This is a genomic window from Enterobacter sp. JBIWA008, from assembly GCF_019968765.1.
Lineage (GTDB): Bacteria > Pseudomonadota > Gammaproteobacteria > Enterobacterales > Enterobacteriaceae > Enterobacter.
On the sequence record NZ_CP074149.1, the window covers coordinates 279,862 to 293,371 of the forward strand.

The 13,510-nt window shown below is 54.8% G+C and carries 9 protein-coding genes, 1 tRNA gene, 2 rRNA genes and 1 riboswitch; of the genes, 9 read left to right on the forward strand and 3 right to left on the reverse strand.

What is annotated here, in order from left to right; translation table 11 throughout:
* Nucleotides 1–62 precede the first annotated feature (62 nt).
* A riboswitch (TPP riboswitch) is annotated at nt 63–174 on the reverse strand.
* Nucleotides 175–228: 54 nt separating this feature from the next.
* Nucleotides 229–726, reverse strand: a complete 498-nt coding sequence (gene rsd, locus KGP24_RS01345; RefSeq protein WP_223562122.1) for a sigma D regulator — start codon at nt 724–726, stop codon at nt 229–231.
* 94 nt (nt 727–820) lie between these two features.
* On the opposite strand from rsd, the gene nudC reads away from it, so the two are divergent.
* The 6 genes from nudC (at nt 821) to KGP24_RS01375 (ending at nt 5,173) form a co-directional block, all read left to right on the forward strand.
* Nucleotides 821–1,594, forward strand: a complete 774-nt coding sequence (nudC, locus tag KGP24_RS01350) for an NAD(+) diphosphatase (RefSeq protein ID WP_223562123.1) — start codon at nt 821–823, stop codon at nt 1,592–1,594.
* 38 nt (nt 1,595–1,632) lie between these two features.
* Nucleotides 1,633–2,697, forward strand: coding sequence for a uroporphyrinogen decarboxylase (hemE, locus tag KGP24_RS01355; protein WP_223562124.1), 1,065 nt, complete (start codon nt 1,633–1,635; stop codon nt 2,695–2,697).
* A gap of 9 nt (nt 2,698–2,706) precedes the next feature.
* Nucleotides 2,707–3,378: a deoxyribonuclease V gene (nfi, locus tag KGP24_RS01360; RefSeq protein ID WP_223562125.1), complete on the forward strand. Its 672-nt coding sequence runs from the start codon at nt 2,707–2,709 to the stop codon at nt 3,376–3,378.
* Between the two features lie 41 nt (nt 3,379–3,419).
* Complete coding sequence (locus KGP24_RS01365; protein ID WP_223562126.1) at nt 3,420–4,010, forward strand: YjaG family protein; 591 nt, start codon at nt 3,420–3,422, stop codon at nt 4,008–4,010.
* Between the two features lie 186 nt (nt 4,011–4,196).
* On the forward strand, nt 4,197–4,469 hold the full coding sequence (gene hupA / locus KGP24_RS01370; protein ID WP_002445246.1) for a nucleoid-associated protein HU-alpha: 273 nt from the start codon (nt 4,197–4,199) through the stop codon (nt 4,467–4,469).
* Between the two features lie 11 nt (nt 4,470–4,480).
* Complete coding sequence (locus KGP24_RS01375) at nt 4,481–5,173, forward strand: DUF1481 domain-containing protein (RefSeq protein ID WP_223563438.1); 693 nt, start codon at nt 4,481–4,483, stop codon at nt 5,171–5,173.
* A 42-nt stretch (nt 5,174–5,215) separates the two neighbouring features.
* On the opposite strand, the gene purD is transcribed toward KGP24_RS01375, so the two are convergent.
* Together purD and purH are read right to left on the reverse strand one after the other, a co-directional pair.
* Nucleotides 5,216–6,508, reverse strand: coding sequence for a phosphoribosylamine--glycine ligase (gene purD / locus KGP24_RS01380; RefSeq protein ID WP_223562127.1), 1,293 nt, complete (start codon nt 6,506–6,508; stop codon nt 5,216–5,218).
* A gap of 15 nt (nt 6,509–6,523) precedes the next feature.
* Nucleotides 6,524–8,113 (reverse strand): bifunctional phosphoribosylaminoimidazolecarboxamide formyltransferase/IMP cyclohydrolase, encoded by a 1,590-nt coding sequence (gene purH, locus KGP24_RS01385; RefSeq protein WP_223562128.1) that lies wholly within the window; start codon nt 8,111–8,113, stop codon nt 6,524–6,526.
* A gap of 562 nt (nt 8,114–8,675) precedes the next feature.
* Here purH and KGP24_RS01390 point away from each other — a divergent pair.
* From KGP24_RS01390 to KGP24_RS01400, 3 genes are all read left to right on the forward strand, one after another.
* Nucleotides 8,676–10,217, forward strand: a 16S ribosomal RNA gene (locus tag KGP24_RS01390).
* Between the two features lie 85 nt (nt 10,218–10,302).
* A tRNA-Glu gene (locus tag KGP24_RS01395) sits at nt 10,303–10,378 on the forward strand.
* Between the two features lie 191 nt (nt 10,379–10,569).
* Nucleotides 10,570–13,475 (forward strand): 23S ribosomal RNA (locus KGP24_RS01400).
* The 16S and 23S rRNA genes sit together here with 1 tRNA gene alongside, the layout of an rRNA operon.
* The last annotated feature ends 35 nt before the right edge of the window (nt 13,476–13,510 follow it).

Here is a 13,510-nt window from a genome sequence, read left to right on the forward strand (position 1 = left end):
GAAGGACATGGCTTGTCAGACGACGGATGAAGCAAGAGAGGATCGCCCAGGGGCGATACAACAGCAGTGTGACTCTTGTTCCCTTCGCAGGTATTAGCCTGATCAGGTTCCGCGGATCCCGAATTAACGGTCTCAGCCCGCGCTTTCAGGCGCTGGGCACTCCGACAAGAAAAATCCCCCTCGTGAGAGGGGCGAATGGTTGTAAATTACTCGTTAACGATAAAGAACTCAAGCAGGGCGCGCGACGTTCTCTTCGTTACTGATGTTCAAATCATTGTCCAGAACGAGGGCGATCAGCTTATCTTCCAGCGTAAATCGCTCTTCCAGCGCTTCACCGAGATCGGAAAGCGCCCGCTGGAACTCGAGATAGTTATCGTGATCGATGGCGTTCTCAAGCGCGGAATCATAGTAATCCATGATCTGCTGGGTGTTGGCTTCCAGCAGCGGATAGAGCTTGCTGGCCGCTAAATAGGGTGTTGTCCCTTCCATTTCGCGGATAATGCGTTCATAAATATTGAAATGGCCGTCGGACAGATAGTCGACCAGGCCCTGACAAAAATCATCCAGCGCTTTTTCATTCAGTCGCATAAACGATTCTTTGCCAGGCTTAATACCGACCAGATTGTAATAAGCCACGAGTAGATGCTTGCGTACATGTAGCCAGCGATCCACCAGTTTGTTACTTCCTCTAACGCGCTCAGTCAGGCTTTGCAGCTGGTTTAACATGGTCGACTCCGCAAATGTAGGATTGAATCTGCTTATCCAGAATGTAACCACAATGCTAACAACATGTCAGTGAAGCGAAGGTAGTGCAATAGATATGGATCGTATTATTGAAAAATCAGATCTGGGTTGGTGGATCGTCAGCCACGAACAAAAATTATGGTTGCCCGGTGGAGAACTGCCCTACGGTGCGGCGGAAACGTTCGATCTCGCGGGTCAGCCTGCGCTAAAGATCGGCGAGTGGCAGGGTGAGCCGGTGTGGTTGATCCAACAAGCGCGTCGTCAGGATCTGGGATCCGTTCGCCAGGTGTTGGATCTGGACGTGGGCCTGTTCCAGCTGGCGGGGCGCGGTGTGCAGCTGGCGGAGTTTTACCGCTCGCATAAATACTGCGGCTACTGCGGTCATACCATGCGTCCGAGCAAAACCGAGTGGGCGATGCTCTGCAGCCACTGCCGCGAACGCTACTATCCGCAAATTGCGCCGTGCATTATTGTCGCTATCCGCCGGGATGATGCTATTTTGCTGGCGCAGCATACCCGTCATCGCAACGGCGTTCACACCGTGCTGGCCGGCTTCGTCGAGGTGGGAGAAACGCTGGAACAGGCGGTGGCTCGCGAGGTGATGGAGGAGAGCGGGATAAAAGTGAAGAACCTGCGCTATGTCACCTCTCAGCCGTGGCCGTTCCCACAGTCGCTGATGACGGCCTTTATGGCCGAATACGACAGCGGTGAGATCGTTATCGACCAGAAAGAACTGCTGGATGCGAACTGGTATCGCTACGACGATCTACCGCTGTTGCCTCCGCCGGGCACCGTGGCGCGCCGGCTGATAGAAGATACCGTGGCGATGTGTCGGGCCGAGTATGAGTAGTGTTACACTGAGGCCATGACGCTTAAGGAACTGCAAAAATGACCGAACTGAAGAACGATCGTTATCTGCGTGCGCTGCTGCGCCAGCCCGTTGATGTCACCCCGGTGTGGATGATGCGCCAGGCGGGACGCTATCTCCCGGAGTACAAAGCCACGCGCGCGCAGGCGGGCGATTTTATGTCGCTGTGCAAAAACGCCGAGCTGGCCTGCGAAGTGACGCTCCAGCCGCTGCGCCGCTTCCCGCTGGATGCTGCGATCCTCTTCTCGGATATTCTGACCATTCCGGATGCAATGGGCCTTGGCCTGTACTTCGAAACCGGTGAAGGCCCGCGTTTCACCTCCCCAATCAAAAGCAAAGCCGACGTGGATAAGCTGCCGATCCCCGATCCGGAAGGCGAGCTGGGCTACGTGATGAACGCGGTGCGCACCATTCGCCGCGAGCTGAAAGGCGAAGTACCGCTGATTGGTTTCTCCGGCAGCCCGTGGACGCTGGCAACCTACATGGTGGAAGGCGGCAGCAGTAAAGCCTTTACCGTGATTAAGAAGATGATGTACGCCGAGCCGCAGGCCCTGCATACGCTTCTCGACAAGCTCGCGAAGAGCGTTACGCTCTACCTGAACGCGCAGATTAAGGCGGGCGCGCAGTCAGTGATGATTTTCGACACCTGGGGCGGCGTGCTGACCGGTCGTGATTATCAGCAGTTCTCGCTTTATTACATGCACAAAATCGTCGATGGCCTGCTGCGTGAAAACGAAGGCCGCCGCGTGCCGGTGACGCTATTCACCAAGGGTGGTGGTCAGTGGCTGGAAGCGATGGCGGCCACCGGATGCGATGCGCTGGGTCTCGACTGGACCACCGATATCGCCGATGCGCGCCGTCGCGTGGGCGACAAAGTGGCGCTGCAGGGCAATATGGACCCGTCCATGCTCTATGCTCAGCCTGCCCGCATTGAAGAAGAAGTGTCGACTATACTGTCTGGTTTCGGCCAGGGTGAAGGCCACATCTTTAACCTCGGCCACGGCATTCATCAGGATGTGCCGCCAGAACATGCAGGCGTATTTGTGGAGGCGGTGCACCGGCTATCTGCCCAGTATCACAAGTAAGGAGTGGTTATGGATCTCGCGTCGCTACGCGCTCAGCAAATCGAACTGGCTTCCTCAGTGATCCGCGAGGATCGTCTGGATAAGGATCCTCCGCAGTACATTGGCGGAGCGGACGTCGGGTTCGAGCAGGGTGGGGAAGTGACGCGAGCGGCTATGGTGGTGCTGAAGTACCCTTCGCTCGAGCTGGTGGAATACAAGGTGGCGCGCATCGCGACCACCATGCCGTACATCCCGGGCTTTCTCTCCTTCCGCGAATATCCCGCGCTGCTGGCAGCGTGGGAGGAGCTTTCGCAAAAACCTGACCTGCTGTTTGTCGATGGACACGGTATCTCACACCCGCGCCGCTTAGGTGTTGCCAGCCATTTTGGGCTGCTGGCGGATGTACCGACCATCGGCGTCGCCAAGAAACGCCTGTGCGGCGCGTTTGAACCACTTTCAGCCGAGCCGGGTGCGCTGGCGCCGCTTATCCATAAAGGTGAGCAGCTAGCCTGGGTCTGGCGCAGCAAGGCGCGCTGTAACCCGCTCTTTATCGCCACCGGGCACCGGGTGAGCATGGACAGCGCCCTGGCGTGGGTACAGCGCTGCATCAAGGGCTACCGCTTGCCGGAACCGACGCGTTGGGCAGACGCCGTGGCATCTTCGCGTCCGGCTTTTGTTCGTTGGCAGGAAATTCAGCGATGATTCAGGTAAACTGCGCCTAATTTTCGATTCGAGAGATCATCATGCTACAAAACCCGATTCACCTGCGCCTTGAGAAACTTGAAAGCTGGCAGCACGTGACGTTTATGGCTTGCCTGTGCGAGCGCATGTATCCCAACTATGCCGCGTTCTGTAAGGAAACGGGCTTTGGTGATGGCCATATCTACCGCCGCATTCTGGATCTGATCTGGGAAACGCTGACGGTGAAAGACGCGAAGGTGAACTTCGACTCCCAGCTGGAAAAGCTTGAAGAGGCGATTCCGGTTGCGGATGATTTTGACCTGTACGGTGTCTACCCGGCGATTGATGCCTGCGTGGCGTTAAGCGAACTGGTTCACTCTCGTCTGAGCGGTGAAACGCTGGAGCACGCTATTGAAGTTAGTAAGGCATCTATTACGACCGTCGCGATGCTGGAAATGACCCAGGAAGGTCGCGAGATGACCGACGAAGAGCTGCGTGCGAACCCGGCGGTTGAGCAAGAATGGGACATTCAGTGGGAAATTTTCCGCCTGCTGGCAGAGTGTGAAGAACGCGATATTGAGCTGATAAAAGGGCTGCGCGCGGACTTACGAGAGGCTGGTGAGAGCAATATTGGTATAATTTTTAACCAATGAGATAATAAAACTTGAGATAACGCCCGTTTTGTCGCTCCTCGACTCTTCCCTTTCGCCCCTTGTCTGGTCTACATTTGGGGGGCGAAAAAAAGTGGCTATCGGTGCGTGTATGCAGGAGAGTGCTTTTTTGGCATTTTCGTCGCACTCGATGCTTAGCAAGCGATAAACACATTGAAAGGATAACTTATGAACAAGACTCAACTGATTGATGTAATTGCGGACAAGGCTGATCTGTCTAAAGTGCAGGCTAAAGCTGCTCTGGAATCTACCCTGGCTGCTATTACTGAGTCTCTGAAAGAAGGTGATGCTGTACAACTGGTTGGTTTCGGTACCTTCAAAGTGAACCACCGCGCTGAGCGTACTGGCCGCAACCCGCAGACCGGTAAAGAAATCAAAATCGCCGCAGCTAACGTGCCGGCATTTGTTTCTGGTAAAGCACTGAAAGACGCAGTTAAGTAAGACGCGTGGCAGTGAACAGTTTTAACGAAGGGGCGGCAACGCCCCTTTTGTCATTCTGGCGTGGAACGCTCGCGCTGGCAGGCATGCTGCTGCTGTCAGCCTGCAGCCATGACACCTCCCTGCCGCCGTTTACCGCCAGCGGCTATGCGGACAACCAGGGCGCGGTCAGGATCTGGCGCAAAGATTCCGGCGGCGAAGTGCATCTGCTTTCGGCCTTCAGTCCGTGGCATAACGGCAATACGTCGACTGCAGAATATCGCTGGCAGGGAGATGACCTGTCGCTGATTGAACTGAACGTCTACAGCAAGACCCCCGAACACGTGAAAGTGCGTTTTGACGACCATGGCGAGCTGAGCTTTATGCAGCGCGAAGTCAGCGGTCAAAAACAACAGCTTTCCAGCGATCAAATCGCCCTCTACCGCTATCGTGCCGAACAAATACGCCAGACCAGCGACGCGCTTCGTCTGGGCCGCGTTGTGCTGCGCCAGGGGCGCTGGCATGCCGATGGAACGGTGACAACCTGCGAAGGGCAAACGGTCAAGCCTGAGCTCGAATCCTGGGCAACCGAACATATTCAACGCCGTCAGCGTCATTCATCAATGGAAGTGAGTGTGGCGTGGCTGGAAGCGCCGGAGGGCTCTCAGCTGCTGCTGGTGGCGAACGAAGACTTCTGCACCTGGCAGCCGACCGAAAAGAGTTTTTGATTTAAGTCCCCTCTCCCTTGAGGGAGAGGGTTGAGGGGGAAATTACTCGCCCTGCTCACGCGCAATTGCGCGATAACCGATATCCTGACGGCTAAAGCTGCCGTTCCAGTGAATATCCGCCATCAGCGCATAGGCGCGCTTCTGCGCTTCTGCCACGGTATGACCCAGCGCGGTGGCACACAGCACGCGTCCGCCGTTGGTGAGGACGCGATCGTCTTCAGCCAGCTTCGTACCAGCATGGAATACCTTCGCCCCGTCAATCTCTTCCAGCGGCAGACCGTGGATCTCATCCCCGGTGTTGTAGTTGCCCGGGTAACCACCCGCAGCAATCACCACGCCGAGAGACGCACGCTCGTCCCATTCTGAGGTTTTCTCGTCGAGCTTGCCTTCGCAGGCTGCCAGACACAGATCCACCAGATCGGATTTCATGCGCAGCATGATGGGCTGCGTTTCCGGATCGCCAAAGCGGCAGTTGAACTCGATAACCTTAGGGTTACCCTGCTTGTCGATCATCAGACCCGCATAGAGGAAACCGGTGTAGGTATTGCCTTCCGCCGCCATCCCCTTCACGGTAGGCCAGATGACGCGATCCATGGTGCGCTGGTGTACTTCGTCAGTCACTACCGGAGCAGGGGAGTAAGCGCCCATTCCGCCAGTATTTGGGCCGGTATCACCATTACCCACGCGCTTGTGGTCCTGGCTGGTGGCCATCGGCAGAACATGCTCGCCGTCGACCATCACGATAAAGCTGGCCTCTTCACCGTCGAGGAACTCTTCGATCACGATGCGGTGGCCCGCATCGCCAAAGGCGTTGCCCGCCAGCATATCCTGAACTGCGGCTTCGGCTTCTGCGAGGGTCATCGCGACGATAACGCCTTTACCGGCTGCCAGACCGTCGGCCTTGATAACAATCGGCGCGCCTTTTTCACGTAACCAGGCCAGGGCTGGCTCCACTTCGGTGAAGTTCTGATATTCCGCCGTCGGGATGTTATGACGCGCGAGGAAATCTTTGGTGAAGGCTTTAGAGCCTTCCAGCTGCGCGGCACCTTGCGTTGGCCCGAAGATTGTCAGGCCCGCCGCGCGGAATGCATCAACGACGCCAATTACCAGCGGCGCTTCCGGTCCTACGATGGTCAGGTCGATTTTCTCGCTCTGGGCAAAGCTCAGCAGCGCCGGGATATCGGTTACGCCAATGGCGACGTTCTGTAGCGTCGGCTCCAGGGCGGTACCGGCGTTGCCCGGTGCCACGAAGACCGTTTTTACCAGCGGAGACTGAGCCGCTTTCCACGCCAGAGCGTGCTCGCGTCCGCCGTTACCAATTACCAATACTTTCATTTTCAGCTCCGGGAATTAATGGCGGAAGTGGCGCATGTCGGTGAAGATCATCGCGATGCCGTGTTCGTCGGCGGCGGCAATCACTTCGTCATCGCGGATTGAGCCGCCAGGCTGGATCACGCAGGTGATGCCTACAGCGGCTGCCGCGTCGATACCGTCACGGAACGGGAAGAAGGCGTCAGAAGCCATGGCGGAGCCTTTTACTTCAAGTCCTTCGTCGCCTGCTTTAATACCCGCGATTTTCGCGGAGTAGACGCGGCTCATTTGGCCAGCACCTATTCCGATGGTCATGTTCTCTTTCGCGTAGACGATAGCGTTGGATTTGACGAACTTCGCGACCTTCCAGCAGAACAGCGCGTCACGCAGTTCCTGTTCGCTCGGCTGACGTTTGGTCACCACGCGCAGGTCTGCTTCTGCCACCATTCCCAGATCGCGGTCCTGGACCAGCAGACCGCCGTTCACGCGCTTGAAGTCCAGGCCCGGCACGCGTTCTGCCCACTGGCCACAAACCAGTACACGTACGTTCTGTTTTGCAGCGGTGATTTTCAGTGCCTCTTCGGATGCGGATGGTGCGATGATCACTTCAACAAACTGGCGGGAGATGATGGCCTGAGCTGTTTCAGCATCCAGCTCGCGGTTGAAGGCGATAATGCCGCCGAACGCAGAGGTCGGGTCGGTTTTGTAGGCGCGATCGTAGGCATCCAGAATAGAGGTGCTCACCGCAACGCCGCATGGGTTAGCATGCTTGACGATAACGCAGGCCGGCTCGCTGAACTCTTTCACGCACTCCAGCGCGGCGTCGGTGTCGGCAATGTTGTTATAGGAGAGCGCTTTGCCCTGAACCTGCTGGGCAGTCGCAACAGAGGCTTCTTTTACCTCTTCTTCTATATAGAAGGCTGCCTGCTGGTGGCTGTTCTCGCCGTAACGCATATCCTGCTTCTTAATGAAGTTCAGGTTCAGGGTACGCGGGAAGCGGCCAGAAGGATCTTTGCTTTCACCGTGGTAGGCCGGCACCAGGCTACCGAAGTAGTTGGCGATCATGCTGTCGTACGCGGCGGTGTGTTCGAAGGCTTTGATGGCGAGGTCGAAACGCGTTTCAAGCGTCAGTGACCCTTCGTTGGCATCCATCTCATTAATAATGGTTTCGTAATCGCTGCTCTTTACGACGATGGCTACATCTTTATGGTTCTTGGCCGCGGAGCGCACCATGGTTGGGCCGCCGATATCAATATTCTCTACGGCATCTTCCAGAGAACAGCCTTCGCGGGCAACGGTCTGGGCAAACGGGTAGAGGTTAACAACCACCATGTCGATTGGCGCGATGTCATGTTGTTCCATAATGGTGTCGTCCTGACCGCGACGGCCAAGAATACCGCCGTGCACTTTCGGGTGCAGGGTTTTGACGCGTCCATCCATCATTTCCGGGAAACCGGTGTAATCGGACACTTCGGTTACCGGCAGACCTTTATCTGCTAACAGGCGAGCGGTACCGCCTGTAGAAAGCAGCTCCACACCGCGTGCGGAAAGTGCCTGAGCGAATTCGACGATACCGGCTTTATCAGAAACACTGAGCAGAGCGCGGCGGACTGGACGACGTTGTTGCATGGTAAATCCCCTGGATTTCACGATTACAGAGAGCGTTAGATGAATTTTCCTGCGAAAAACTCATCTAACACACCTGACGGGGCATCCTTGTTAAGCGCGAGCATTTTAACGAAAACGTTTGCGCAACGCTCGCACATTTTTACTTTTTCGTATCATTGTGGATAAGTCTGTGTGTAAAAGGGTATAAGGCGGGGTTTTGCTGTGGAATGCAGCAGTCAGTCATTTTTCTGTCATTTAGCGGTTGCGGCCGGCTGAGAACTCCCTATAATGCGCCTCCATCGACACGGCGGATGTGAATCACTTCACACAACAAGCGGTTCGGTTGAAGAGAAAAAATCCTGAAATAACGGGTTGACTCTGAAAGAGGAAAGCGTAATATACGCCACCTCGCAACGGTGAGCGAAAGCCGCGTTGCAACTGCTCTTTAACAATTTATCAGACAATCTGTGTGGGCACTCAAAGTGACATGGATTCTTAACGTCGCAAGACGAAAAATGAATACCAAGTCTCTGAGTGAACATACGTAATTCATTACGAAGTTTAATTCACGAGCATCAAACTTAAATTGAAGAGTTTGATCATGGCTCAGATTGAACGCTGGCGGCAGGCCTAACACATGCAAGTCGAGCGGCAGCGGAAAGTAGCTTGCTACTTTGCCGGCGAGCGGCGGACGGGTGAGTAATGTCTGGGAAACTGCCTGATGGAGGGGGATAACTACTGGAAACGGTAGCTAATACCGCATAACGTCGCAAGACCAAAGAGGGGGACCTTCGGGCCTCTTGCCATCAGATGTGCCCAGATGGGATTAGCTAGTAGGTGGGGTAACGGCTCACCTAGGCGACGATCCCTAGCTGGTCTGAGAGGATGACCAGCCACACTGGAACTGAGACACGGTCCAGACTCCTACGGGAGGCAGCAGTGGGGAATATTGCACAATGGGCGCAAGCCTGATGCAGCCATGCCGCGTGTATGAAGAAGGCCTTCGGGTTGTAAAGTACTTTCAGCGGGGAGGAAGGTGTTGAGGTTAATAACCTCAGCAATTGACGTTACCCGCAGAAGAAGCACCGGCTAACTCCGTGCCAGCAGCCGCGGTAATACGGAGGGTGCAAGCGTTAATCGGAATTACTGGGCGTAAAGCGCACGCAGGCGGTCTGTCAAGTCGGATGTGAAATCCCCGGGCTCAACCTGGGAACTGCATTCGAAACTGGCAGGCTAGAGTCTTGTAGAGGGGGGTAGAATTCCAGGTGTAGCGGTGAAATGCGTAGAGATCTGGAGGAATACCGGTGGCGAAGGCGGCCCCCTGGACAAAGACTGACGCTCAGGTGCGAAAGCGTGGGGAGCAAACAGGATTAGATACCCTGGTAGTCCACGCCGTAAACGATGTCGACTTGGAGGTTGTGCCCTTGAGGCGTGGCTTCCGGAGCTAACGCGTTAAGTCGACCGCCTGGGGAGTACGGCCGCAAGGTTAAAACTCAAATGAATTGACGGGGGCCCGCACAAGCGGTGGAGCATGTGGTTTAATTCGATGCAACGCGAAGAACCTTACCTACTCTTGACATCCAGAGAACTTTCCAGAGATGGATTGGTGCCTTCGGGAACTCTGAGACAGGTGCTGCATGGCTGTCGTCAGCTCGTGTTGTGAAATGTTGGGTTAAGTCCCGCAACGAGCGCAACCCTTATCCTTTGTTGCCAGCGGTTAGGCCGGGAACTCAAAGGAGACTGCCAGTGATAAACTGGAGGAAGGTGGGGATGACGTCAAGTCATCATGGCCCTTACGAGTAGGGCTACACACGTGCTACAATGGCGCATACAAAGAGAAGCGACCTCGCGAGAGCAAGCGGACCTCATAAAGTGCGTCGTAGTCCGGATTGGAGTCTGCAACTCGACTCCATGAAGTCGGAATCGCTAGTAATCGTAGATCAGAATGCTACGGTGAATACGTTCCCGGGCCTTGTACACACCGCCCGTCACACCATGGGAGTGGGTTGCAAAAGAAGTAGGTAGCTTAACCTTCGGGAGGGCGCTTACCACTTTGTGATTCATGACTGGGGTGAAGTCGTAACAAGGTAACCGTAGGGGAACCTGCGGTTGGATCACCTCCTTACCTTAAAGAACCTGCCTTTGTAGTGCTCACACAGATTGTCTGATGAAAAGTAAATAGCAAGGCGTCTTGCGATTGAGACTTCAGTGTCCCCTTCGTCTAGAGGCCCAGGACACCGCCCTTTCACGGCGGTAACAGGGGTTCGAATCCCCTAGGGGACGCCACTTGCTGGTTCGTGAGTGAAAGTCACCTGCCTCATATCTCAAAACTGACTTGCGAGTCATGTTTGAGATATTTGCTCTTTAAAAATCTGGATCAAGCTGAAAATTGAAACGACACACATGTTATGTGTGTTCGAGTCTCTCAAATTTTCGCAAGTCGATGATGAATCGAAAGAAACATCTTCGGGTTGTGAGGTTAAGCGACTAAGCGTACACGGTGGATGCCCTGGCAGTCAGAGGCGATGAAGGACGTGCTAATCTGCGAAAAGCGCCGGCGAGGTGATATGAACCTTTGACCCGGCGATGTCCGAATGGGGAAACCCAGTGCAATTCGTTGCACTATCGTTAACTGAATACATAGGTTAACGAGGCGAACCGGGGGAACTGAAACATCTAAGTACCCCGAGGAAAAGAAATCAACCGAGATTCCCCCAGTAGCGGCGAGCGAACGGGGAGCAGCCCAGAGTCTGAATCAGCTTGTGTGTTAGTGGAAGCGTCTGGAAAGTCGCACGGTACAGGGTGACAGTCCCGTACACGAAAGCACACAGGTTGTGAACTCGAAGAGTAGGGCGGGACACGTGGTATCCTGTCTGAATATGGGGGGACCATCCTCCAAGGCTAAATACTCCTGACTGACCGATAGTGAACCAGTACCGTGAGGGAAAGGCGAAAAGAACCCCGGCGAGGGGAGTGAAAAAGAACCTGAAACCGTGTACGTACAAGCAGTGGGAGCACCTTTGTGGTGTGACTGCGTACCTTTTGTATAATGGGTCAGCGACTTATATTCTGTAGCAAGGTTAACCGTATAGGGGAGCCGAAGGGAAACCGAGTCTTAACTGGGCGTTAAGTTGCAGGGTATAGACCCGAAACCCGGTGATCTAGCCATGGGCAGGTTGAAGGTTGGGTAACACTAACTGGAGGACCGAACCGACTAATGTTGAAAAATTAGCGGATGACTTGTGGCTGGGGGTGAAAGGCCAATCAAACCGGGAGATAGCTGGTTCTCCCCGAAAGCTATTTAGGTAGCGCCTCGTGAACTCATCTTCGGGGGTAGAGCACTGTTTCGGCTAGGGGGCCATCCCGGCTTACCAACCCGATGCAAACTACGAATACCGAAGAATGTTATCACGGGAGACACACGGCGGGTGCTAACGTCCGTCGTGAAGAGGGAAACAACCCAGACCGCCAGCTAAGGTCCCAAAGTCATGGTTAAGTGGGAAACGATGTGGGAAGGCACAGACAGCCAGGATGTTGGCTTAGAAGCAGCCATCATTTAAAGAAAGCGTAATAGCTCACTGGTCGAGTCGGCCTGCGCGGAAGATGTAACGGGGCTAAACCATGCACCGAAGCTGCGGCAGCGACGCTTATGCGTTGTTGGGTAGGGGAGCGTTCTGTAAGCCGTTGAAGGTGTGCTGTGAGGCATGCTGGAGGTATCAGAAGTGCGAATGCTGACATAAGTAACGATAAAGCGGGTGAAAAGCCCGCTCGCCGGAAGACCAAGGGTTCCTGTCCAACGTTAATCGGGGCAGGGTGAGTCGACCCCTAAGGCGAGGCCGAAAGGCGTAGTCGATGGGAAACAGGTTAATATTCCTGTACTTGGTGTTACTGCGAAGGGGGGACGGAGAAGGCTATGTTAGCCGGGCGACGGTTGTCCCGGTTTAAGCATGTAGGCGGAACGATTAGGTAAATCCGGTCGTTTATTAACGCTGAGGTGTGATGACGAGGCACTACGGTGCTGAAGTAACAAATGCCCTGCTTCCAGGAAAAGCCTCTAAGCATCAGGTAACACGAAATCGTACCCCAAACCGACACAGGTGGTCAGGTAGAGAATACCAAGGCGCTTGAGAGAACTCGGGTGAAGGAACTAGGCAAAATGGTGCCGTAACTTCGGGAGAAGGCACGCTGATATGTAGGTGAAGCCCCTGCGGGTGGAGCTGAAATCAGTCGAAGATACCAGCTGGCTGCAACTGTTTATTAAAAACACAGCACTGTGCAAACACGAAAGTGGACGTATACGGTGTGACGCCTGCCCGGTGCCGGAAGGTTAATTGATGGGGTTAGCGGCAACGCGAAGCTCTTGATCGAAGCCCCGGTAAACGGCGGCCGTAACTATAACGGTCCTAAGGTAGCGAAATTCCTTGTCGGGTAAGTTCCGACCTGCACGAATGGCGTAATGATGGCCAGGCTGTCTCCACCCGAGACTCAGTGAAATTGAACTCGCTGTGAAGATGCAGTGTACCCGCGGCAAGACGGAAAGACCCCGTGAACCTTTACTATAGCTTGACACTGAACACTGGTCCTTGATGTGTAGGATAGGTGGGAGGCTTTGAAGCGTGGACGCCAGTCTGCGTGGAGCCATCCTTGAAATACCACCCTTTAATGGCTGGTGTTCTAACGTAGACCCGTGATCCGGGTTGCGGACAGTGTCTGGTGGGTAGTTTGACTGGGGCGGTCTCCTCCCAAAGAGTAACGGAGGAGCACGAAGGTTAGCTAATCCTGGTCGGACATCAGGAGGTTAGTGCAATGGCATAAGCTAGCTTGACTGCGAGAGTGACGGCTCGAGCAGGTGCGAAAGCAGGTCATAGTGATCCGGTGGTTCTGAATGGAAGGGCCATCGCTCAACGGATAAAAGGTACTCCGGGGATAACAGGCTGATACCGCCCAAGAGTTCATATCGACGGCGGTGTTTGGCACCTCGATGTCGGCTCATCACATCCTGGGGCTGAAGTAGGTCCCAAGGGTATGGCTGTTCGCCATTTAAAGTGGTACGCGAGCTGGGTTTAGAACGTCGTGAGACAGTTCGGTCCCTATCTGCCGTGGGCGCTGGAGAATTGAGGGGGGCTGCTCCTAGTACGAGAGGACCGGAGTGGACGCATCACTGGTGTTCGGGTTGTCATGCCAATGGCACTGCCCGGTAGCTAAATGCGGAAAAGATAAGTGCTGAAAGCATCTAAGCACGAAACTTGCCCCGAGATGAGTTCTCCCTGACTCCCTGAGAGTCCTGAAGGAACGTTGAAGACTACGACGTTGATAGGTCGGGTGTGTAAGCGCAGCGATGCGTTGAGCTAACCGATACTAATGAACCGTGAGGCTTAACCTTACAACGCCGAAGCTGTTTTGGCGGTGAGAGAGACA

What these genes read in the sequence shown, in the direction of transcription:
- rsd (WP_223562122.1), bottom strand. Translation starts at nt 726, where the DNA reads ATGTTAAACCAGCTGCAAAGCCTGACTGAGCGCGTTAGAGGAAGTAAC.
- nudC (WP_223562123.1), top strand. Translation starts at nt 821, where the DNA reads ATGGATCGTATTATTGAAAAATCAGATCTGGGTTGGTGGATCGTCAGC.
- hemE (WP_223562124.1), top strand. Translation starts at nt 1,633, where the DNA reads ATGACCGAACTGAAGAACGATCGTTATCTGCGTGCGCTGCTGCGCCAG.
- nfi (WP_223562125.1), top strand. Translation starts at nt 2,707, where the DNA reads ATGGATCTCGCGTCGCTACGCGCTCAGCAAATCGAACTGGCTTCCTCA.
- KGP24_RS01365 (WP_223562126.1), top strand. Translation starts at nt 3,420, where the DNA reads ATGCTACAAAACCCGATTCACCTGCGCCTTGAGAAACTTGAAAGCTGG.
- hupA (WP_002445246.1), top strand. Translation starts at nt 4,197, where the DNA reads ATGAACAAGACTCAACTGATTGATGTAATTGCGGACAAGGCTGATCTG.
- purD (WP_223562127.1), bottom strand. Translation starts at nt 6,508, where the DNA reads ATGAAAGTATTGGTAATTGGTAACGGCGGACGCGAGCACGCTCTGGCG.
- purH (WP_223562128.1), bottom strand. Translation starts at nt 8,113, where the DNA reads ATGCAACAACGTCGTCCAGTCCGCCGCGCTCTGCTCAGTGTTTCTGAT.